Annotated in this window: 18 protein-coding genes; 9 read left to right on the top strand and 9 right to left on the bottom strand. The window is 71.5% G+C overall.

Going from position 1 to position 20,582, the window contains the following annotated elements:
• Nucleotides 1-105 precede the first annotated feature (105 nt).
• On the bottom strand, nucleotides 106-3,069 hold the full coding sequence (locus ELY19_RS13900) for a UPF0182 family membrane protein (protein WP_164711601.1): 2,964 nt from the start codon (nucleotides 3,067-3,069) through the stop codon (nucleotides 106-108).
• 88 nt (nucleotides 3,070-3,157) lie between these two features.
• Here ELY19_RS13900 and ELY19_RS13895 point away from each other — a divergent pair, with 88 nt between their 5' ends.
• Complete coding sequence (locus tag ELY19_RS13895; RefSeq protein WP_126196733.1) at nucleotides 3,158-3,754, top strand: PPA1309 family protein; 597 nt, start codon at nucleotides 3,158-3,160, stop codon at nucleotides 3,752-3,754.
• Between the two features lie 25 nt (nucleotides 3,755-3,779).
• Here the strand turns inward: ELY19_RS13895 and ELY19_RS13890 are convergent, their stop codons facing one another.
• Entirely contained in the window at nucleotides 3,780-4,823 is a 1,044-nt protein-coding gene (locus ELY19_RS13890) for a YlbL family protein (protein ID WP_126196732.1), read from the bottom strand.
• Nucleotides 4,824-4,907: 84 nt separating this feature from the next.
• On the opposite strand from ELY19_RS13890, the gene ELY19_RS13885 reads away from it, so the two are divergent.
• From ELY19_RS13885 to ELY19_RS13880, 3 genes are all read left to right on the top strand, one after another.
• Nucleotides 4,908-6,254 (top strand): zinc-dependent metalloprotease, encoded by a 1,347-nt coding sequence (locus tag ELY19_RS13885; protein WP_126196731.1) that lies wholly within the window; start codon nucleotides 4,908-4,910, stop codon nucleotides 6,252-6,254.
• Between the two features lie 102 nt (nucleotides 6,255-6,356).
• The gene (locus ELY19_RS23510) at nucleotides 6,357-7,202 is read left to right on the top strand and encodes a bacteriocin biosynthesis cyclodehydratase domain-containing protein (protein WP_164711600.1); all 846 of its coding nucleotides are present in this window, start codon (nucleotides 6,357-6,359) and stop codon (nucleotides 7,200-7,202) included.
• A gap of 14 nt (nucleotides 7,203-7,216) precedes the next feature.
• The gene (locus ELY19_RS13880) at nucleotides 7,217-8,533 is read left to right on the top strand and encodes an ABC1 kinase family protein (protein ID WP_126198844.1); all 1,317 of its coding nucleotides are present in this window, start codon (nucleotides 7,217-7,219) and stop codon (nucleotides 8,531-8,533) included.
• Nucleotides 8,534-8,539: 6 nt separating this feature from the next.
• Here the strand turns inward: ELY19_RS13880 and ELY19_RS13875 are convergent, their stop codons facing one another.
• Nucleotides 8,540-8,959 carry a MarR family winged helix-turn-helix transcriptional regulator gene (locus ELY19_RS13875; RefSeq protein ID WP_126196730.1) on the bottom strand — a complete coding sequence of 140 codons (420 nt, stop codon included), beginning with the start codon at nucleotides 8,957-8,959 and terminating at the stop codon, nucleotides 8,540-8,542.
• Nucleotides 8,960-9,008: 49 nt separating this feature from the next.
• Between ELY19_RS13875 and ELY19_RS13870 the strand changes: the two genes are divergently transcribed.
• Nucleotides 9,009-9,374, top strand: a complete 366-nt coding sequence (locus ELY19_RS13870) for a VOC family protein (protein ID WP_126196729.1) — start codon at nucleotides 9,009-9,011, stop codon at nucleotides 9,372-9,374.
• Here the strand turns inward: ELY19_RS13870 and ELY19_RS13865 are convergent.
• The 4 genes from ELY19_RS13865 to ELY19_RS13850 form a co-directional block, all read right to left on the bottom strand.
• On the bottom strand, nucleotides 9,371-11,353 hold the full coding sequence (locus tag ELY19_RS13865) for an acyl CoA:acetate/3-ketoacid CoA transferase (RefSeq protein ID WP_126196728.1): 1,983 nt from the start codon (nucleotides 11,351-11,353) through the stop codon (nucleotides 9,371-9,373). The genes ELY19_RS13870 and ELY19_RS13865 overlap by 4 nt on opposite strands.
• 107 nt (nucleotides 11,354-11,460) lie before the next feature.
• Nucleotides 11,461-12,669 carry an acyl-CoA dehydrogenase family protein gene (locus tag ELY19_RS13860; RefSeq protein WP_126196727.1) on the bottom strand — a complete coding sequence of 403 codons (1,209 nt, stop codon included), beginning with the start codon at nucleotides 12,667-12,669 and terminating at the stop codon, nucleotides 11,461-11,463.
• Between the two features lie 239 nt (nucleotides 12,670-12,908).
• Nucleotides 12,909-13,214, bottom strand: a complete 306-nt coding sequence (locus tag ELY19_RS13855; protein WP_126198843.1) for a WhiB family transcriptional regulator — start codon at nucleotides 13,212-13,214, stop codon at nucleotides 12,909-12,911.
• 564 nt (nucleotides 13,215-13,778) lie between these two features.
• Nucleotides 13,779-15,869, bottom strand: coding sequence for an ATP-dependent DNA helicase UvrD2 (locus tag ELY19_RS13850; RefSeq protein ID WP_126196726.1), 2,091 nt, complete (start codon nucleotides 15,867-15,869; stop codon nucleotides 13,779-13,781).
• A 77-nt stretch (nucleotides 15,870-15,946) separates the two neighbouring features.
• Here ELY19_RS13850 and ELY19_RS13845 point away from each other — a divergent pair, with 77 nt between their 5' ends.
• Nucleotides 15,947-16,186 (top strand): mycoredoxin, encoded by a 240-nt coding sequence (locus tag ELY19_RS13845; RefSeq protein ID WP_126196725.1) that lies wholly within the window; start codon nucleotides 15,947-15,949, stop codon nucleotides 16,184-16,186.
• A 193-nt stretch (nucleotides 16,187-16,379) separates the two neighbouring features.
• Here ELY19_RS13845 and nudC read toward each other — a convergent pair whose 3' ends face one another.
• Nucleotides 16,380-17,273, bottom strand: coding sequence for an NAD(+) diphosphatase (gene nudC / locus ELY19_RS13840; protein ID WP_164711599.1), 894 nt, complete (start codon nucleotides 17,271-17,273; stop codon nucleotides 16,380-16,382).
• A 23-nt stretch (nucleotides 17,274-17,296) separates the two neighbouring features.
• Here nudC and ELY19_RS13835 point away from each other — a divergent pair, with 23 nt between their 5' ends.
• From ELY19_RS13835 to ELY19_RS13825, 3 genes are read left to right on the top strand one after another with little or no spacing between them, the layout of a single operon-like run.
• Entirely contained in the window at nucleotides 17,297-18,091 is a 795-nt protein-coding gene (locus tag ELY19_RS13835; RefSeq protein WP_126196723.1) for a sulfurtransferase, read from the top strand.
• Between the two features lie 2 nt (nucleotides 18,092-18,093).
• Nucleotides 18,094-18,516 (top strand): hypothetical protein, encoded by a 423-nt coding sequence (locus ELY19_RS13830; RefSeq protein WP_126196722.1) that lies wholly within the window; start codon nucleotides 18,094-18,096, stop codon nucleotides 18,514-18,516.
• 48 nt (nucleotides 18,517-18,564) lie between these two features.
• Nucleotides 18,565-19,431, top strand: coding sequence for a TIGR03621 family F420-dependent LLM class oxidoreductase (locus ELY19_RS13825; RefSeq protein ID WP_126196721.1), 867 nt, complete (start codon nucleotides 18,565-18,567; stop codon nucleotides 19,429-19,431).
• Here ELY19_RS13825 and ELY19_RS13820 read toward each other — a convergent pair.
• Nucleotides 19,428-20,531 carry a potassium channel family protein gene (locus ELY19_RS13820; protein WP_126196720.1) on the bottom strand — a complete coding sequence of 368 codons (1,104 nt, stop codon included), beginning with the start codon at nucleotides 20,529-20,531 and terminating at the stop codon, nucleotides 19,428-19,430. The two genes, ELY19_RS13825 and ELY19_RS13820, sit on opposite strands and share 4 nt — an antisense overlap.
• Nucleotides 20,532-20,582: the final 51 nt, after the last annotated feature.

The raw sequence follows: 20,582 nt of genomic DNA, 5'->3' as shown, positions 1-20,582 counted from the left end.
AACACCACGTTACTGGAATGCGCTCACGATGTGCAAATCAGTTGAACGTGACGCTCGTCTCCCGGGCCGGGCGAGGCATCGCCGGCCCCGACCCGGGAGCTGAGATCAGTTGCCGCCCCGCGCCTTCGACTCGGCCGACTGCAGCTTCGCGATCGCGTCACCGAGCTGCTTCATGGCCTGGCCGACCGCGACCTGATCGCCGGAGCGCTGCGCCGAGAGCACCGAGCTCCAGGCGTCGGAGACCGCCTTCACCGCGGCCTGCACCTCGGGGGTGTCGCCGCCGGGCACCGTCGCCTGCGTGGGCGGCTGCGCCGGGCCGGGCTGCTGCCCGGGCACCGTCTGCCCCTCGGTGGGGCCGGAGACACCGGTCGCCGCGGTCGCCAGGGCCGCGTCGACGCCCTTGTAGCCGGCATCGGTGAGCGAGGCGGCGACCGTCGTGCGGTAGCCGGCGCCGCCCGTGACCGGATTGAGACTGAGCACCTTGATCAGCTTGGGCGCGGCCCGCTCCCCCGTCGACTGCGCGTACATCGGCCAGACGTAGGTCAGGCCGCCGTTCGCGAGCGCGATCGCCTGGAGGTTGCCGAAGCGCGGGTTGAGCGCCTGGATGTTGGCGTTGTCCGCCACCACCGGCGGGGCACCCTTGATCAGGTCGGCGGCCTGCATCGGGCCGGGGGTCCGGCGGCCGGGCAGCTCGCGCATGTCGCGCACCAACAGTCGACCGGCGTCCTCGCCCTCCGAGGCGACCGAGACGAGGCCCGCCAGGTACGGCTGGTCCTTCGCCTGCAGGATCGACGACAGCTGGAACTGCGCGGGCCCGCCACCCGGCGCCGCCGCCACCGAGTAGTACGGGGACTGCAGACCGTCCTTGTCGGGCGTCTCGTTCGGCGCTGCCGCGGCCTGCCAGAGATCGTTCTGGCGGCGGAAGGTGTCGGGATCCGACGTGTGGTACTTCTGCAGCAGGAAGCGCTGCACCTCGAACAGGTCCTGCGGGTAGCGGAAGTGCTGCGCCACCTCGGCCGGGACCGCGCTCTTCGGCTCGACCACGCCGGGGAAGACGTTCTTCCACGCGTTGAGGACCGGATCGCTCTCGTCGACCTGATACAGGTGCACGGACCCGTCGTAGGCGTCGACGGTGGCCTTCACCGAGTTGCGGATGTACCCCACCTTCTCGTCCACCTGGCGGCGCTGCGCCTGCTGGCCGGGGGTGTTCTGCTGGCGCGAGCCCGTGGCGTCCGACAGCGACGTCTGCTGCGCGTACGGATACTTCGGCAGCGTGGTGTAGCCGTCGACGACCCACAGGATGCGGCCGGTGCGCGAGTCGACCATCGGGTAGGTCTTGGTGTCCACCGTGAGGAAGGGCGCGAGCTGCTTGACCCGGTCCCGCGGGTCGCGCTGGTAGATGATCTTCGAGTCCGGGCCGATGTTGCCGTTGAGCAGGATGTTCCGCTCGGTGAACTTGATCGCGTAGGCGAGCCGGGTGAACCAGTTGCCGATACCGACGCCGCCCTCGCCCTCGTAGCGGGAGCGCTCGGTGTCGCTGTCGAGCTCGCGCGGGTCCCCCGTGCTGCCGACGACGGAGTAGAAGCCGGGATCGGAGCCGATGATCTCCCCGTAGTAGATCCGCGGCTGCGTGACGGCCTTGCTGCCGGCCACGCCGTTGCGCGTGAACACGGGCTGGCCGCCGGCGTTGTTGTTGTTCACGGCGTCGCGGCCGCTCTCGCTGACCACCTGGTCGACCTGGCCGGCGGGCGCGGTGATGAGTCCGTTGCCATGGGTGTAGACCATGTGCCGCGAGGTCCAGTCCGACGGCGTCTTGCCGGGGTCGAGCTCGATCGGGGCGAGCAGCACGTTCGTCTGGTTGCCGTCCACCTCGTAGCGGTCCACCGAGAGCTTGCCGGAGAGCCGGTAGTAGTCCTTGAGCCCGCCGAAGTTGGAGAAGGCCTGGGACACGACGTTCGGGTCGAGCAGGCGCACGTTCTGCAGCGACGGCGCGTCCTTCGCGGTGAGCGTCTGCAGCGCCTCCTGGGACGCCTTCGGATCGGATTTCTCGTACTTGGCGCTGGCGAGGCCGTACGCCTCCTGCGTGGCCGCGATGTTCCGGGCGATGTACGGCAGCTCCTTCTCCGCGTTGGGTCCGACCGAGAAGGTCTGCACCGCGGTGGGCCAGCCGACGCCGACCACGAGCGAGGAGAACAGCATGAGCACGGTCGCGATCGCGGGGACGCGCAGGTCCCGCAGCACGATGCCGAAGAAGAACGCGGCGGCGCAGATGATCGCGATGCCGGTGAGGATCGCCTTCGCCGGCAGCATGGCGTGGATGTCGGTGTAGTTCGCGCCGGTGAACATCGGCGATCGGTTCGAGTACACGAGGGCGTACCGATCGAACCAGTACGCGACGGCCTTCGTCAGCAGGAAGACGCCGGCGATCGCGGCGAGCTGGATCCGCGCGCCCCGCGACAGCGAACCCTCGCGGCCGGCGAGGCGGATGCCCCCGAAGACGTAGTGCGCGACGAGGTTCGCCAGGAACATCACGATCAGTCCGGCGAACAGGAAGCCGAGGACGAACTCGATGAAGGGCAGGGTGAAGGCGTAGAAGCCGATGTCCATGCCGAACTCGGCGTCGGTCTCACCGAACGGCTGGCGGTTGAAGAACAGGAGCACCTGCTGCCACGCCGACTGCCCGAAGATGCCGGCGATGAGGCCGATGAGCAGGGACGGGACGATCGCGAACGTCTTCAGCTTGCTGGTCACCACGGCGCGGTAGCGCACCACGGGATCGTCCGTGGGCGACGGCAGGAAGGCCGGCCGCACCCGGTAGGCCAGCCACATGCCGGCGAAGGTGAAGAGCGCCAGGACCACGCCCGTCACCACGAACAGGCCGAAGCGCGAGAGCAGCACCGTGCGGAGCACGCCCGCGTGGCCCAGCGAGCCGTACCAGAGGAAGGCGGTGATCACGTCCACCACCCGCGGCCCGATGAGCAGCAGGGCCAGGAGAGCAACGGCCAGCGCGATGAGGATCTTTGCCCGGCGGGACAGCGAGGGAATGCCCGCGGCACGAGGTGTCGTCACGACAACCACTGTACGGATTGCCCGACATCGGACTCGCGTGTGCTCACCGACGTGGTACCGCGCGCGGCACGGATGCGATCATGGGCGCGTGACCTACGACGAGCCGGAGCAGGTATTCGACGACGCGGCCCTCGGCCGCGCGGCCCGCGAGGCCATCGAGTTCGTGGAGCCGCAGGGCTGGGGTCAGCCGCCCCAGCTCTTCGGACTGGTCCCGACGTCGCTCCTCGCCACCAGCCAGCCGGAATGGGCCGACATCCTCGACGACGGAGCCTCGCTGACCGTCATCGAGCAGGAGCCGCTGCCCGGCGATCCGCGGGGCGGGAGCGCCGAGCTCGACCACGTGCTCGCCACCACCACCTGGCCCGACGAGGTGGTCGGGTGCGCCCTGGTGCAGGAGATCATCGTGCTGCCGCCGAACGCCGAGGCGGATCTCGACGGGGCGCTCGAACCGCACCTGGCCGACGTGGACGCCGCCGACCGGGCGGGCCGCGCGGCCGCCGAGAGCCACCCGGAGCGGCGCACGGCGCGCATGGTCGCCGCGGTGCTGCGCGACGGTCACCGGATCACCCTGCTCACGCTGCAGCCCGACGACGACGATCCGTTCGCGGACTCCGACCTGCTGCAGGCCGACCAGCTCGCACCCGGCCTGGTCCAGGGCCTCCTCGCCACCTTCGACGAGGACTAGGCCCCGCGCGGTTCGCTCGCGCGGGTCAGCAGGAGGGCGCGGGGCGCCCCTCGCGGACGTCGGCGAGCGCCTTGATCGCACCGTCGAGCGACTCGACCTTGACCAGCTGCAGATCCGCCGGCGGAGAGGACTTCGCGGCATCGCAGTTCGCGGCGGGAACCAGGAAGACCGTCGCGCCGTCACGCTTGGCGCCCTGGAGCTTGTGCTCGATGCCGCCGATCGGCCCGACCTTGCCGTCGGAGGCGATCTCCCCGGTACCGGCGACGTTCCGCCCGCCCGTGAGGTCGCCCGGCTCGACCAGGTCGACGATGCCGAGCGACAGCATGAGGCCCGCCGAGGGGCCGCCGACCTGCTGCACGCCGAAGCCGATGCGGATCTTCGGGTCGGCCGGCACCTGCCCCACCACGATGCCCAGGCGCGGCTTGCCGTCGGACTCGCCGAGCGTGACGGGCACCTGGGCGGCACCGTCGGCGCGCCGGACCGCGACCGTGACGACATCGCCCTTCTTCTTGCCCTCGAGACTCTTGGCGACCTGGTCGGGGGCCGCGACGGGCGCACCGTCGACCGACTCGAGGACGTCGCCCTCCCGCAGCCTGCCCTGCGCCGGGCCGCCCTCGCTCAGCCCGACGACGCCGGTGGCGGTGGGGATCCGCAGGTACCGCAGTGCGGCGATGGTGGCCGACGACTCGGAGCCGGTGAACTGCTCCCGGTTGCCCGCCTCGATCTGCTCCCGGGTGGCGCCGGGCGGATAGTAGGCGTCGCGGGGCGCGATCTGCCCGCCGCCGATCCACTTGGCGAGGGCGCCGTAGAGGTTGAGGCCGTCGGTCACGGCGATCGTGGTGAACCGCAACTGGCCGGCCGGCTGGTGCACGGGGAGCCCGTCGATGGTGATGACCTTCCGGTTCTCGACCTTGCCGTCGGCGTCGCGCTCGGCGTACGTGGTCAGGGTGTCGGCGGTGTCACCCGGGCCGACCGCGACGTAGGGGACCGTCACGAACATCCCCAGCAACACGAGCACCAGGAGCGGCACCAGGGCGGCGAGAGCTGTCGTGATCCTGCGTTCCGTCACGGGCCACAGCGTAACCGCCGGGTGTTCGCGCAGAGCGTGACGGACGGGGCGGCCACCGCCGGTCCGGGGCAGTACCGTGGAGACATGAATGACCTGCCCTTCGGATTCTCCTCCGGCGACGACGGCGGTGACGACGGCAAAGGCCGACGGGACCAGCCCTTCGGCGCCGGTCAGCCCTTCGACATGTCGCAGCTGGGCGACATGCTGAGCCAACTCGGCCAGATGATCTCCGGCATGGGCTCCGGCATGACCGGCCCCGGCGCCGGCACCGGCGAACCCGTCAACTACACCATCGCGGCGCAGCTCGCGCGCCAGACGCTCGGCAAGCACGAGCCCGTCTCCGACGGCCAGCGCAAGGCCGTGGACGAGTCGACGCACCTCGCGCAGCTCTGGCTCGACGGTGCCACGGTGCTCCCCGCGGGCCCGCAGAGGACGGCCGCGTGGACGCCCGTCGACTGGCAGGAGAAGACCCTGCCCACCTGGAAGCGGCTGGTGAACCCGGTCGCGGAGAAGATCTCCGGGTCGTGGATGCAGAGCATGCCCGAGGAGGCGCGCGAGATGGCCGCGCCGATGATGGGCATGTTCAGCCAGATCGGCTCGATGTCCTTCGGCACCCAGCTCGGCCAGGCACTGGGGTCGCTGTCGAAGGAGGTGCTCACCAGCACCGACATCGGCCTGCCGCTGGGCCCGGAGGACACCGCCGCACTGCTGCCCGAGGCGATCGAGGCCTTCAGCAAGGACCTCGACATCAAGGATCAGGAGATCCTGGTGTTCCTCGCCGCGCGTGAGGCGGCCCACCAGCGGCTGTTCTCGCACGTGCCGTGGCTCCGCGCCCGCGTCCTCGACACCGTCGAGCAGTACGCGCGCGGCATCACCATCGACATGTCGGGCATCGAGGAGCTCTCCCGCAACCTCGACCCGACCGCGCTGCAGGACCCGGCGAAGCTCGAGGAGCTCATGGCCGCGCAGGGCGCCGCGCTGCAGCCCAAGGCCACGCCGGAGCAGACCGCGGCACTGGAGCGGCTGGAGACGCTGCTGGCGCTCATCGAGGGCTGGGTCGAGACCGTCGTGCACGCGGCGATCGCCGACCGGCTGCCGAGTGCGGCCGCGCTGCGCGAGACGATGCGCCGCCGGCGCGCATCGGGCGGTCCCGCCGAGCAGACCTTCGCGACCCTCGTCGGCCTGGAGCTGCGCCCCCGCAAGGTGCGCGAGGCCGCCGACCTGTGGGAGCGGATCCTGAACGCGACCTCGATGGAGGCGCGCGACGGGGTCTGGGCGCACCCGGACCTCATCCCCGACGCCTCCGACCTCGACGCGCCCGCGGCGTTCATCGACCGCATGCTGGGCGATGCGTCCGGCGCGGACCCGTCGGACCTCGACGACCCGATCGCCGCGATCGAGCGGCTGGGGCGCGAGTCCGGCGACGAGTAATCCGCCGCGCGGCGCATCACACCCGGTCAGGCCCGGTTGTCCCCTGTGGATAACCGGGTCTTTCCGCAGGGTCGACGGTGCCGGGCGTGATCGACTGGGTCCATGCGGCACCGCCTGAATCCGTACCTCACCGTCGTGGTGCGCCCACCCACCCTCGTGCAAGTGGGCGCCTCCGCGACCGGCGCCCCCGTCCTGCAGCCGCCCCCGTGGCTGGCGCCGGACACGACCGCGGGCCTGCTGCGCTGGCTGCAGACCTTCCGCACCCCGCGCGAACTCGAGCGTCGCGCCGCGGACCTGGGCATGACCGCCGCCGACGTCGCGGAGCTCCTGGACGTGCTGCGCGGCCACGGCCTTCTCGAGCCGGAACCGCCCCACTCCCCGCTGCAGGTGCACCTCCACGGCAGGGGTCCGGTCGCGGACACCGTGCTCGGCGAACTCGCGGCGCTCGGCGCGGTCCGGGTGACCGCGGGCACCGCGCGGAGCTGGACGCCGGCCGGACGCGGCGTCGACCTCGTGGTCCTCGCCGACGCCCTCTCCCCCGACCCCGTCCTCGTCGCGCGGCTCATGCGCGAGCGGGTGCCGCACCTGCCGGTGGTCCTGCGCGACGGTACCGGGATCGTCGGCCCCCTCGTGCTGCCCGGCGCCGGCCCGTGCCTGCGGTGCCTGGATCGCACGCGGACGGATGCCGACCCCGGCTGGCCGACACTGGCCTGCCAGCTGTTCGGGCGCGCGGGACGCGCGTCACCGCAGATCCTGCGGATCACGGCGGCGGTCGCGGCGCAGCAGGTCGCGGCCGTCGCCGCCGGACGGTGGGACTCCCCGGACCCTCCCGACGTCGTCGGCTGTACTTTGGAGATCGAGGGCAGCGCGATCGCCGTCCGACGATGGTTCATGCACCCCGGGTGCGGATGCGGGGTCACCGCCGCCGCGACCGAGGCTGCTCGTTGACTTCAGGGGGCCAGGTGTCCGAGATCACCCGTGGCAGCGCCAAGCGCACGGCCAAGCTGGCGGGACTGCCGCTCGGCATGGCCAGCCGCACCGCGGTGGGCTGGGGCAAGCGGCTCGCCGGCGCCGACAAGGACGAGGTGAACGCGGAGCTGCAGGCCAAGGCCGCGGAGCAGCTCTTCGAGGTGCTCGGCCAACTCAAGGGCGGTGCCATGAAGCTCGGCCAGGCGATGAGCGTGATGGAGGCGGCCGTGCCGCCGGAGTACGCGGCGCCCTACCGCGACGCCCTCGCCAAGCTGCAGAACGAGGCGCCGCCGATGCCCGCCGCGACCGTGCACAAGGTGCTCGACCAGCAGCTCGGCACGGGGTGGCGCGACCGGTTCAGCTCCTTCGACGACGAGGCGGCCGCGTCCGCGTCGATCGGGCAGGTGCATCGCGGGGTGTGGTCCGACGGCCGCGAGGTGGCGGTCAAGGTGCAGTACCCGGGCGCCGACGAGGCCCTGCGCGCCGACCTCAAGGCCCTGGGCAGACTCAGCTCGGTCCTCAAGCCGCTCACGCCCGGCGCCGACGTGAAGTCACTGGTCCAGGAGCTGACCGATCGCACCGAGGCCGAGCTCGACTACCGGTACGAGGCCACCAACCAGCGCAAGTTCGCCAAGGCCTTCGACGGTGACCCGAACGTGAAGGTCCCGAAGGTGTTCGCGAGCGCGCCGACGGTCATCATCAGCGAGTGGGTCGCGGGCCGCCCGCTGCGCGACGTGATCGCCAACGGCACGCAGGAGGAGCGGAACGACGCCGCGCTCAAACTCACCGAGTTCGAGGTCAGCGCGCCGGCCCGCACCGGGCTCCTGCACGGCGACCCGCATCCCGGGAACTTCATGATCGCCCCCGACGGGCGGCTCATCGCCCTCGACTTCGGCGCCGTCGCCGAGTACCCGGGCGGCATCCCGCCGGCGGTCGGCAAGATCCTGCGACTCGCGCGCGACGAGGACTACGAGGCGCTCTTCCCCCTGCTGCGCAGTCAGGGCTTCATCCCGCCGCGGCTCGACATCACGCCCGAGGAGATCCGCAGTTACCTCGCGCCCTACGTCGACCCGTTGCGGTCGGAGAGCTTCCACTTCACCCGCAAGTGGTTGATGAAGGCCGCGTACACCGCGACCGACGTGCGCGGCGAGCAGTTCCAGACGGGCCGCAAACTCGCGCTGCCGCCCGAGTACGTGATGCTCTTCCGGGTCCTGCTCGGCATGGTGGGCATCTGCTCGCAGATGGAGGCGGAGGCGCCCTACCGCGCCATCGTCGAGCACTGGATCCCGCTGCTCGACGGCGACGAATGACCCCGCTCAGCCCTCGCGCAGGCGCCTGAGCAGGCGCAGCGCGGCCACCAGGTCCGCGGGGTCGAGGCCGGCGGACCGGCGCTCGGCCCAGTCCGCTCGGGCCGGTTCGACGGCGCGGAGCGCGGCGCGGCCCCGGTCCGTGAGCGCGACGAGGGGCGCACGACGGTCCGCGGTGTTCGGCTCCCGCACGACGAGGCCGTCGCGCTCGAGGCGCTCCACCGTCTCCCGCACGCTCTGGCGGCGCAGGCCGCGGCGCCGCGCGATGTCGGCGACGGTGGCGGCACCGTCGGCCAGCAGCCCGAGCACGCGCCATCCGGCGGCCGTCGTCCCGATCCCGGCGGCCAGTTCGTCGCCCTCCGCGAGCAGGACGGCGCCCGCCCGGAAGACCTCGTCGACCAGTTCCGTGAGCAGCTGCGGGCGGTCCATTCACCCTCCTTATTGACAGGTACCTGTCGATAATCGTAGCGTCGCGACCATGACCGCGTCCCTCTCCCGCCTCGTCGTCTCCGTCTCCGCTCTCGACCCCGCCCTCGCCTTCTACGCGGGCCTCCTCGGCCTGCGGCGCACGGCCACCGCGGGCGAGCTCGCGTGGCTCGCCACCGCCGACGGCGTCGAGGTCATGCTCCACGAACGGCCGGCGACCCCCAGCGACACCGCGGTCGCCCTCGGACTCGCGGTCCCGGACCTGGACGGCACCGTCGAGACCTGGGCCGGCCGGGGAGGCGACGTCGTGGACCCGCCCGAGGAGCGCCCGTGGGGCGAGCGGATGGCCGTCGTGCGCGACCCGGACGGACACCTGGTGTGCCTGTCGCAGTCCGCACCGAGCGCCGGACCCGCCTAGTCCGCGCCGGCGGGATTCGTCGCGGCGACCGCCTCCGTCCGGCTCTCGTAGAGGTGGGGGGCGAGCCCCCGGTCGGCGAGGTGGTCCGCCAGCTTGAGCCGCAGGAACGCCGACGTCGTGTACCGCGTCACGGACGCGTAGTACTTGCTCATCCGGCGCACCCGGGTGGCGTAGTCGTCGACGAGGTCGGGCCCCAGCACGAAGTTGTCGTAGTTGATCACCACGTTGACGGGCCGCCCGATCTCGGCGAGCCGCCGCTCGATCTCGTCCGCCGCCCGGGCCACCTCCTCCTCCGTGCGGACCGCGACCCCCTCGAAGTTCATGAAGAACAGATTGCGCCGCTCGTCGTAGCTGAACCGGGCCTCGAGCGGCACCGAGAGCAGGTCGTCGCGCAGACCCATCGGATCGTCGCGGAAGATCCGCGGATCCATGATCGCGGGCGGCGCGTCCATGACGGGTTCGAACCCCAGCAGGTCCAGCACATCGCGGTGCAGATCGATGCCGGGCGCGATCTCGATGAGCTCCATGCCCCGCTCGGAGAGCCGGAAGACGCACCGCTCGGTGATGTACATGACCGGCTGCCCCGACCTGCGCGCGTACTCGCCGGAGAACGTGCGCTGGTCGACGGACGGCACGAACTTCGGCGCCGCGGGACCGTCCGAGGTGAGGATCGCACCGTCGGCGACCTCCGTGCGCGACGGTGCGAGGAAGGTGCCCAGGAAGTAGACGGCCTTGGCGTTCTGGCTGATGTTGATGAATCCGCCGGCGCCCGCGAGGCGCGGACCGAACCGGCTGACGTTGACGTTGCCGGCACCGTCGGCCTGGGCCATGCCGAGGAAGGCGGCGTCGAGCCCGCCGCCGTCGTAGAAGTCGAACTGGGAGGGCTGCGCGAGGATCGCGTCGGCGTTGATGGCGGAACCGAAATCGGTACCGCCCGCGGGCATGCCGCCGATGACGCCGGGCTCGGCGGTGAGCGTGAGGTATTCGAGGACCCCCTCCTCGGCCGCGACCGCCGCGACGCCCTCGGGGACGCCGATGCCGAGATTGACCACGGAGTTGGGGCGCAGCTCCAGCGCGGCGCGGCGCGCGATCACCTTGCGCGGATCGAGCGGCATCGGGTCGATCCACCCCATCGGCTGGCGGATCTCGCCGCTCATCGCCGGGTTGTACTGCGAGCCCCACGACTGCGTGTGGTGCGCGGGCGTGCTCGCGACGACGACGCAGTCCACCAGGGCTCCGGGGATCTTCACGTCGCGCGGGTTCAGCGAGCCGCGTTCGGCGATGCGCTCGACCTGCACGATCACGAGGCCGCCCTTGTTGTGCACCGCGATCGCCGTCTCCAGCGCCTCGAGCGTCAGCGCCTCCTTCTCCATCGTCACGTTGCCGCTCGGATCCGCGGTGGTGCCGCGGAGGAAGGCCACGTCGAGCCGGTCGAAGGCCTTGTAGAAGAGGTACTCGCGACCGTCGATCTCCATGAGCCGGACCCGGTCCTCCGTGGTGGCGTCGTTGACCTTGCCTCCGCCCAGGCGGGGATCGGCGAAGGTGCCGAGGCCGACGTGCGTCAGTAGCCCCGGCTTCCCGGCGCCGGTGTCGCGCAGCAGCTGCGCGATCACGCCCTGCGGCAGGTTGTAGGCCTCGATCTCGCCCGACAGTGCGAGCTTCTGCAGCGCCGGGGACATGCCGTAGTGGCCGCCCATCGCCCGCTTCAGCATCCCGTCGTGACACAGGTGGACGGTGCCGCGCTCGCCCCGGTCGCCCTGCGCGACGGTGAACACCAGCGACAGGTCCTTCGGCGACCCCGTCGCGAGGAAGCGTTCCTCCAGGGCCAGCACCAGTTCCTCCGCGAAGCCCTGCCCCGCGAAGCCCTCCAGCACGAGGTGATCGTCGTCGCGGACGAGGCGCACGGCCTCCTTCGCGGTGACCACCGCGTCGCGGATCGGGGACGTGGCCGTGGGCATCAGGATGGGATCGATGGACATCACGCGCCGCCTCTCACTCGCCCCGCGGGGCCGCCACCGCGCTGTGCGATCGCACTGTGAGGTGTATCACGCGGCGCGGTGGCGGTCCGCCGGATTGACGACACGGATCAGACGAAGGCGCTCTTGCCCGTGACCTCGCGGCCCACGAGCAGCGACTGGATCTCCGCGGTGCCCTCGTAGGTGACCAGCGCCTCCATGTCGCACAGGTGTCGCATGACGTGGAAGTCGAGGGTGATCCCGTTGCCGCCCAGCACATCGCGGGCCATCCGGCAGACGTGCCGGGCCTTCACGCTGCAGTAGTATTTGGCGAGGGCCGCCATGGTGTCGGTGACGGCGCCCTCGTCGAGGAGGCGCCCGAGGCGGATGCAGTAGAGCTGCATCGACGTGACATCGGCGAGCATCTCCACGAGCTTGCTCTGGACGCTCTGCGTGGCCGCGATCGGCTTGCCGAACTGGATGCGGCGCTGGGCGTAGGTCAGCGCGATCTCGTAGGCCGCGACCGCGTGCCCCGTCGACGACCAGGCGACCGCGTTCCGGGTGCCCATGAGCACCTTGGACACGTCCGGGAAGCCGTTGCAGTTGACGAGCCGCCGGTCGTCGGGCACGCGCACGTCGTCGAGCACGATGTCGGCGTTCTGCACCATGCGCAGCGAGACCTTGCCGCCGATCTTGGTGGCGCTGTACCCCGGGTCGCCCTTCTCCACCACGAAGGCCTTCACCTTGCCGTCGCCGGTGTCGCGGGCGAACACGACGATCACATCGCACCACGTCGCGTTGCCGGGCCAGCGCTTGAGACCGTTGAGGATCCAGTCGCTCCCGTCGCGCGTGGCCGTGGCCTCCAGCGCGACCGAGTCCGAACCGTGGTCGGGCTCGGTGAGCGCGAACGCGCCGATCTTGTCGAGGTTCGCCATCGCCGGCAGCCAGCGCTGCCGCTGTTCCTCGGAGCCGAGGATGTAGATCGACTGCATGGCCAGGCCCACGTGCACGCCGAGGAAGGTGGCGATGCTGCCGTCGATGCGGCCCAGCTCGTAGGAGACGAGGCCCTGCCCGACGGCGGTCATGGGTGTGATGCCGTAGCCGGTCATGGTGTCGCCGACGATCTTCAGTTCGCGCAACTTCGGCAGGATCTCGAAGGGGAACTCCCCGCGCTCCCAGTAGTCGTTGACGATCGGCAGCAGCTCCTTGTCGCCGAACTTGCGGACCTTGACCAGCAGGTCCTTCTCCTCGTCGGAGAGCAGCGCCTCCATGTCCAGGTAGTCGGTGTCGCGGGAGCGGGCGATGCCCTCCGCCAGGTCCTCAGTGGTCCGGTCCGTCATCGGGCGTCCTAACTCTCAGTCGATCGGCGTGGATCAACTGTGCGCTCCGTCACTGTGCGGTCGCAATGGTTTCGCGGACAACGTCGGGACGGCTTTCGGGTCGGCCGTCACAGCGCGGGGCGCGCGCCGGACTGCGATCATCGCCGCGCCGACGGGACGGCGGCCCGTGCGGCGCCCCGGAGCGTCCGTGCCCCGGAAACGAGTGAGCCCCGATCCACTCGGATCGGGGCTCACTGCGCTCAGGCCGCATTCTTCCGCGGCCGGCCGCGCGGGCGCTTGCGCGCGATCACGACGCCCTGCTCGAAGATCTGGCCGCCCCACACGCCCCAGGGCTCGCCGCGCTCGAGGGCGGCGGCCAGGCAGGCGCGCTGGAGGGGGCAGGTTCCGCAGAGGGTCTTGGCCCGCTCGAGGTCCGACGGGGCCTCGGCGAACCAGAGGTCGGGATCCCCGGCGCGGCAGGGCACACGGTTCTCGACTCTGGTCGGTCGGGTGATACTGATGGAATCGATGGTGCGGACGGTCCGTTCCACGGGACGGTCCTCCATGATGGTCGGCACTTCTTGTCACCTTTCCACCTGGGGTTCAGGTGGCCTCGGTAGCGGCGCCCGGTCAGGCGCACGGGATGTTCTGTGGTGAGTGCGCGAACCGTGTGGCGGCCCTCGACCCCGGACGGGGTGACGAGAGACCGCGAATCCACGGGTTCCGCGCGGCTGCGGGTCCCGTGGTGAATGCGAAGAGGTGGGTCTGAGGACCTAACCTCGGTGCGAAAGACACACGGGGCGCGTGAGCGGTTCGTGATCGACGGCGTACGTCGCCTGCTCCTGGCGCAGTCGCCAGAGACGTGGCGACATGCCGGGCAGCGCGTGGGAGGCCTCGATACGAACCGCTACGGCAGCGAACACTCCACCCTCTGCTGCGGTGAACTGCTTGCTTGCGGTGTTGATTGCGTTGTTCATTTCGTTTGCCTCCTTTCGCGCGCTGGTCAATCACGTTCCGGCGGGCGAGGCGGCCAAAGCGGTTCCTCGCGCGTCATCCCGTGCGGTCGTGTTCCACAGTATGCGGGCGAAACTATTCGCACAAGTTATTTTTGACCTGCGGTTTCGCGGAGTTCAGGCATGTTCGGAAACGAGCGCGAGCACCTCGTCGCCGTACTTCTCCACCTTGGTCGAACCGATGCCGTTGATCCGCACCAATTGCGCGCGGGTGCGCGGCTGATGCTCGGCGATCGCGAACAGCGTCGCGTTCGAGAAGATCGTGTACGGGGGCACCTGCTGGTCCCGGGCCTGGCCGGTGCGCCAGATCTTCAACGCCTCGACGAGCGCGTCGTTGAGGTCCGACGGGCAGTCCTCGCAGCGCGAACGCAGCTTCTCCTCGCGGGTGTCGAGGATGCCGCCGCACACCCGGCAGATGTCGGAGGAGCGGCGCTTGCCCCTGCTCGGCCCGGCGTCGATCCGGGGTCTGCCCGCGTCGGCCTGCCCGGCGACGACGTCGAGGAAGCGCGTGCGCTTGCGGGTCCTCCGGCCGCCCTCGTTGCGCGCCAGCGCCCACGACAGGTGCAGGTGCTCGCGGGCGCGCGTGACGCCGACGTAGAGCAGGCGGCGCTCCTCCTCGATCGGCTCGGGATCGCCCTTGGCGATGGCCTGCGAGATCGGCACCGAACCCTCGGTAAGGCCGACGAGGAAGACCGCGTCCCATTCCAGGCCCTTCGCCGCATGCAGCGACGAGAGGGTGACGCCCTGCATCGTGGGCGGATGCTTGGCCTCGGCGCGGGCGCGGAGCTCGCCGATGAGCTCGGCCAGCGTGAGGCCGGGCCGCTCCTTCGCCAGGTCGGCGGTGAGCTCGACCAGCGCGCCGAGCGCCTGCCACCGTTCGAGGGCCCGGGCACCGTCGGGCGCCTCCGCGGTGAGGCCGAGCGGCTCCAGCGCCCCCTTGACCAGCGACAGCAGCTCCTCGCCCGCGACGCCGCCGAACTGACCCGCCCGGTCCATGAGCGCGCGGACGGCCTGCCCGATCTCGGGCCGCTCGAAGAACGCGCTGCCGCCGCGCACCTGGTAGGGGATGCCCGCCTCGGTGAGGGCGGCTTCGTGCACGGCCGATTGCGCGTTGATCCGGTAGAGGATGGCGATCTCGCTGGCGGGGACGCCCTGCACGAGCAGCTCCTTGATGCGCTTGGCGACGAGCTTGGCCTCGGCGGGCTCGTCGTCGCACTCGGCGTAGACGGGGGCCGGCCCGTCGGGGCGCTGGCCGATGAGCTCGAGCCGCGTACCGGCGACCCTGCCCTGCGCCGCGCCGATCACCTTGTTGGCGAGCGCGACCACCTGCGGGGTGGAGCGGTAGTCGCGCTGCAGCCGGACGATGGTGGCGTCCTCGAAGCGGCGCGTGAAGTCCAGCAGATAGCTCGGGGTGGCACCGGTGAACGAGTAGATCGTCTGGTTCGCGTCGCCCACCACCGTGAGATCGTCGCGGTCACCGAGCCAGGCGTTGAGGAGCTGCTGTTGCAGCGGGGTGACGTCCTGGTACTCGTCGACGACGAAGCTGCGGTAGCGGTCGCGGAACTCCTCCGCGACCACGTGGTTGTCCTCGAGGATCGCGGCCGTGACCAGGATCAGGTCGTCGAAGTCGAGCAGGCGGTTGCCGTCCTGGTCGGTCTTGCGCCGCTCGTAGGCGGCGTAGACGTCGGCGACGGTGCCCGGGGCCATCGGGGAGGTGCGGCCCGCGTCCTCGACCGCCTTGGCGTATGTCTCCGGCGTGACGAGCGAGGCCTTCGCCCAGTCGATCTCGGCGAGTAGGTCGCGGATGGTGTCGGTCTCGGGCCGCAGGTCGCAGTCGCGGGCGGCGCGGCCGATCACGGGGAACTTGTTGTCCAGCAGCTCCCAGCGGGTGTCGCCGATCGCGCGCGGCCAGAAGTACCGCAACTGGCGCATCGCGGCGGCGTGGAAGGTGACCGCCTGCACGCCCGGCTGACCGTCGCCCCCGCCGATGCCCAGGCTGCGCAGCCGCGCCCGCATCTCCCCCGCCGCACGCGAGGTGAACGTGACGGCGAGGACCTGACCTGCGGCGACGTGCCCCGTGGACACCTGGTGCGCGATGCGGTGCGTGATGGTGCGGGTCTTGCCGGTGCCCGCACCCGCCAGCACGCACACCGGTCCGCGCGGCGCGAGAACCGCCTCCTGCTGCTCCGGGTCCAGTGCTTCGATCACACCGTCGAGTATTCCAGCCGGGTCCGACAGGTCGGGGCCGGGGAAGAAGTGCGGGCGCGGCGTGGTTGAGTCATGGCATGAGCCAGCTGACGATGTACACGACCTCGTGGTGCGGTTACTGCAACCGCCTGAAGACGGGCCTCAAGGCCAACGGGATCGAATGGACCGAGATCAACATCGAGGAGGATCCGTCGGCCGCGGAGTTCGTGCAGGGCGTCAACGGCGGCAACCAGACGGTGCCCACCGTCAAGTACGAGGACGGCACCACCGCGACCAACCCGTCGCTCGCCGACGTCAAGCGCAAGCTGGGCGTCTGACACCTCCGCCTCGGTGAGAGTCCGGCCGTCCGTCCCCCCTGGGCACGAACGGCCGGACTTTCTCGTTCCCCCTGCGCGTGCGGACCGCGCCCGCGCTGCCGAGATCCGCGAGCGCGGCCGGTAGCCGGCAGCGCCCACGACCGCCGGCAGCGCGCGGCCACGAGCCACGTCTCCCGGCCGCGTCCCCCGGACTCTAGGCGGCCGCCCAGGCCTCGGTGATCGCGCGGGCGATGGAGATGGAGTTGGGCAGCAGGAGCGGCGCGTCGGGGGCGTCCGTGCTCCAGTCGCCGGCGGCCAGCGCCTCGCGGACCTGGGTGCGGCTGAACCACTGCGCCTCGGCGATCTCGCCGTCCCGGAAGTCGAGCACCGCGTCGCGGGAGGCACGGGCGGTGAAGCCGAGCATCAGCGAGCGCGGGAACGGCCAGGGCTGGCTGGCGACGTAGGTGATCTCGTCGACCTCGATGCCCGCCTCCTCGCGCAGCTCCCGCGCGACGCACTGCTCCAGCGATTCGCCCGGCTCGACGAAACCCGCGAACAGCGAGAACAGCCGCTCTGGCCACTGGTGCTGGCGGCCGAGCAGGACGTGGTCGGCACCGTCGTGCACCAGGGTGATCATCGCGCCGTCGGTGCGCGGGAACTCCTCGCGACCGTCGGCGGTGGTGCGCACCCACCCCGCCTTGCCGGGGACGGTCGGCGCACCGTCGACGGGCGAGAACCCGGCGGTGGCGTGCCAGTTGAGGATGCCGAGGGCCTGCGCGAGCAGCGCGGAGTCGACCGGCGAGAGCAGGTGGCCGCGCATGCGCAGGTCGGCGCCGTCGAACACGTCGACGCGCAGCGCGAAGACGATCGCCCCGTCGACGCGGCCCAGCAGCACGGCCTCGCGCGGACGCGACGGCGCGACCTCGTGCCCGCGGGCGAAGACGAGGTCGGTGCCGTCGAGGTCGAAGCGGCCGCGCGGGTCCAGGCGCAGCACCTTCGCGGTCGCCCAGGCCGCATCGAGCGCGGCGTCGTCCGCGCGCAGTTCGTCGGCGCGATCGACGTGATAGCGGGAGAGGAGCGGGGGCACGGTCAGACTGAGCTTCGCCACGCTCATCATCGTAGGCTGACCGCATGATCGAACCGTTCGTGGACGCCGCGTGGGTGCGGGCCAACCCCGGCGTGATCCTGGCCGACACCCGCTGCTACCTCGACGGGCGATCGACCCGCGAGGCGTACGACGCCGGCCACCTGCCGGGCGCGGTGTTCGTCGACCTCGACGGTTACCTCGCCGCCGAGCCCTCCCCCGCCGAGGGCCGGCACCCGCTGCCCACCCCGGAGGCCTTCGCCGCCGGGCTCTCCGCCGCGGGCATCGGCGACGGCGCGACGGTGGTCGCCTACGACGACGCGGGCGGCGTCATGGCGGCCCGGCTCGTCTGGCTGCTGCGGGCGCTCGGCGAATCGGCCGCGCTGCTCGACGGCCCGTTCGGCCCCCTCGACGACACCGGCACCGTCGACCTCCCGCCCGCGACCTTCACCCCGCGGCCGTGGCCGGCGGACCGCCTGGCCTCGATCGACGAGGCGGCCGCCGGTGCGGTCCCCGTGATCGACGCGCGCCCCGCCGACCGGTTCCGCGGCGAGAACGAGACCGTCGACCCGCGCGCGGGCCACATCCCGGGCGCCGTCAGCGTGCCCTGCCGCGAGAACGTCGTCGACGGTGCCCTGCTCCCCCGCGCGGCCCTCCGCGCCCGCTACGAGGAGGCGGGCCTGCGCCCCGGCGCGGACTTCATCGCCTACTGCGGCTCGGGCGTCACCGCCTGCCACGACCTGCTCACCTCCGAGCACGCCGGCTTCCCCGGCGGCCGGCTCTACCCCGGCTCGTGGTCCCAGTACGCCGCCACCGACCGGCCCGCCGCGACCGGGGACTGATCGTGCGCGCCCGACTCGCCCTGGCGACCGTCGCGCTCCTCGTCGGAGGGTGTTCGTGGCCCGGCGGTGAGCCGGCGGTGCAGCGCCACTGCCCCAACGACCACGTACCGACGCTGTTGTCGGAGGCGCGGGTCCCCGCCGACGCCGCGCAGATGGGCGTCCGGCTCACGCACCTCAGTTCGGATTGCGCCCTGGACATGGCCTCCCGGTTCACCGTCGACGCCACGCCCGCGGGCATCGCGGACCTCGTCCAGCGCATGGGCATGGACCGCGGCCGCGAACACGGCACCGTCGGATCGCCGGGCTACGGGATCCAGGACCGCATCCCGACGCCGACCTTCGGGTCGCTGGTCCGCGACCTGACGATCGACTCCACGACCACGGCGGGCACCGTCAGCGGCGTCCTACAGCTCTTCACCACCTGAACCCGCGGGCACCCGGCGGCCCCGCTTCCCGCCTGGTTGACTGGCGGCGTGGTGGATTTCCGGTTCGGCGTCGCCCTCGGCGCCACGACGTCCCGCATGGCGTGGATGGAGCGCTGCCGCCGCGCGGAGGCGCTCGGCTTCGACGTGATCGGCGTGCCGGATCACCTCGGCATGCTCGCCCCCTTCCCCGCGATGCTGCTCGCGGCCGAGGCGACGGAGCGGGTCCGCCTCACCACGTTCGTGATCAACGCGCCGTTCTACAGCCCCGCGCTGCTCGCGCGCGACGCCGCCACCGTCGACCTGCTCACGGACGGGCGGGTGGAGCTCGGCCTCGGCGCGGGGTACGCCGCCGCCGAGTTCGACCGGGCGGGCATCCCGTTCCCGACGGCGCGGGAACGCGTCGACCTGTTGGACGCCACGGCCGCCGCGGTGCGCGCCGCCTTCACGGCCCCGCGCCGTACTCCGCGGCCGGCCCAGCCCGGTGGGCCGCCGTTGTTCATCGCCGGGTGGGGCGACAGACTGCTGGGCGTCGCGGCGCGGCACGCCGACATCGTCGGGCTGACGGGTGCCCGCACGGATGACGCCGGCCGCCTCCGCCTCACCACGGAGGCCGCCGCGGCCGAGCGCATCGCGCACCTGAGCAGCCTGCTGGGCGACCGCGCGGGCACCGTCGAGATCAACCTGGTGATCCAGGCGCTCCTCCCGTCGGGAACGGGCCGGCCGGAGTTCCTCACCGAACGGGTCATGTGGGACGAGGCCACGCCGGAGGCGTACGTCAGCGTGCTCGTGGGCACCCCGCGCGACATGGCGGACCGCCTGCTCGCGCTCCGGGAGCGGCTCGGGATCGGCTACGTGACGGTGATCGACCACAACCTGGAGGCCATGGCCCGGGTCGTGGAGCTGCTGCGGGCCTAGCCGGGCGCCTTGACGTCGGCGTTGCGGACGAACAGCAGCCGGTCGCCAGCCTCGACGACCGATACCGCGGGCGAGTCGACGCGGTAGAGGTTCCCCTTGCGGACCACGCCGAGCACGATGTTCGGCAGGTGCCGCGGGGAGCGGCCCACCTCGACGCGGGTCACCTCGCGCTCGGCGATGTTGAAGCCGTCGCCGGGCGAGAGCAGGTCCTCGATCATCTCCACGACCGACGGGGTGGTGGTCGCCATGCCCAGCAGGCGGCCCGCGGTCTCGGAGGAGACGACCACGGAGTCGGCCCCGGACTGGCGCAGCAGGTGCGTGTTCTCGGACTCGCGGATCGACGCGACGATCTTGGCGCGCGGCGCCAGCTCTCGGGCGGTCAGCGTGACCATCACCGCGGCGTCGTCCCGGTTGGCGCCGATGATGATGGACGCGGCGCGCGGCGCGCCGGCGAGCCGCAGCACGTCGGCCTTCGTCGCGTCGCCGCGGACGGTGACGAGCCCGTCGATCTCGGCGACCTCCAGGGCCGCCTGATCGGTGTCGACGACGACGATCTTGCTCGGCTCGATGCCGTCGTTGATCATCGCGCTGACCGCGGTGCGGCCCTTCGTGCCGTAGCCCACGACGATCGTGTGGTTGTGCACAGCAGACCTCCAACGTTGGATCTTGAACGCCTGGCGGGACCGCTCCGTGAGCACCTGGAGCGTCGTGCCGACCAAGACGATGAGGAACAGGATCCGCAGCGGGGTGATCAACAGGACGTTGATCAGGCGCGCGGACTGGGTGACCGGCGTGATGTCGCCGTAGCCCGTGGTCGAGAGGGAGACGGTGGCGTAGTAGAGGCAGTCGAGGAAGGTCAGGGACGTCTTGCCGTCGAGCCCCGCCTCGATGGCGGAATCCCGGTAGCCGTCGCGCTCGAGGTAGACGATGAACACCGCGAGGAACAGCGCGCCGAGGGCCACCAGAACCCGGGCGCCGATGGCGCGCCACGGGTTGGTGGAGTCGCCCGCGGGGATGCGCAGGACGCTGACCAGCGCATGGTCGGGAAGATCCGTCAGTTCGGACTTGCTCCGTCTGCGGAACGTGGTGCGTGCGGACATACCTACCTGGACGATTCCTCGCGAGAACTGCTGGTCGTTACCCGTCCGGTC

Source organism: Tsukamurella paurometabola (genome assembly GCF_900631615.1).
Lineage (GTDB): Bacteria > Actinomycetota > Actinomycetes > Mycobacteriales > Mycobacteriaceae > Tsukamurella > Tsukamurella paurometabola_A.
Note: the sequence above shows the minus strand (reverse complement) of the source record. Positions and strands in the feature narration are given on the sequence as shown.

Excerpts from the sequence above, each read along its gene's own strand:
- ELY19_RS13870 (WP_126196729.1), top strand. The coding sequence starts at position 9,009 with ATGACCGCGTCCCTCTCCCGCCTCGTCGTCTCCGTCTCCGCTCTCGAC.
- ELY19_RS13885 (WP_126196731.1), top strand. The coding sequence starts at position 4,908 with ATGAATGACCTGCCCTTCGGATTCTCCTCCGGCGACGACGGCGGTGAC.
- ELY19_RS13820 (WP_126196720.1), bottom strand. The coding sequence starts at position 20,531 with ATGTCCGCACGCACCACGTTCCGCAGACGGAGCAAGTCCGAACTGACG.
- ELY19_RS23510 (WP_164711600.1), top strand. The coding sequence starts at position 6,357 with ATGCGGCACCGCCTGAATCCGTACCTCACCGTCGTGGTGCGCCCACCC.
- ELY19_RS13845 (WP_126196725.1), top strand. The coding sequence starts at position 15,947 with ATGAGCCAGCTGACGATGTACACGACCTCGTGGTGCGGTTACTGCAAC.
- ELY19_RS13875 (WP_126196730.1), bottom strand. The coding sequence starts at position 8,959 with ATGGACCGCCCGCAGCTGCTCACGGAACTGGTCGACGAGGTCTTCCGG.
- ELY19_RS13865 (WP_126196728.1), bottom strand. The coding sequence starts at position 11,353 with ATGTCCATCGATCCCATCCTGATGCCCACGGCCACGTCCCCGATCCGC.
- ELY19_RS13860 (WP_126196727.1), bottom strand. The coding sequence starts at position 12,669 with ATGACGGACCGGACCACTGAGGACCTGGCGGAGGGCATCGCCCGCTCC.
- ELY19_RS13835 (WP_126196723.1), top strand. The coding sequence starts at position 17,297 with ATGATCGAACCGTTCGTGGACGCCGCGTGGGTGCGGGCCAACCCCGGC.
- ELY19_RS13855 (WP_126198843.1), bottom strand. The coding sequence starts at position 13,214 with ATGGAGGACCGTCCCGTGGAACGGACCGTCCGCACCATCGATTCCATC.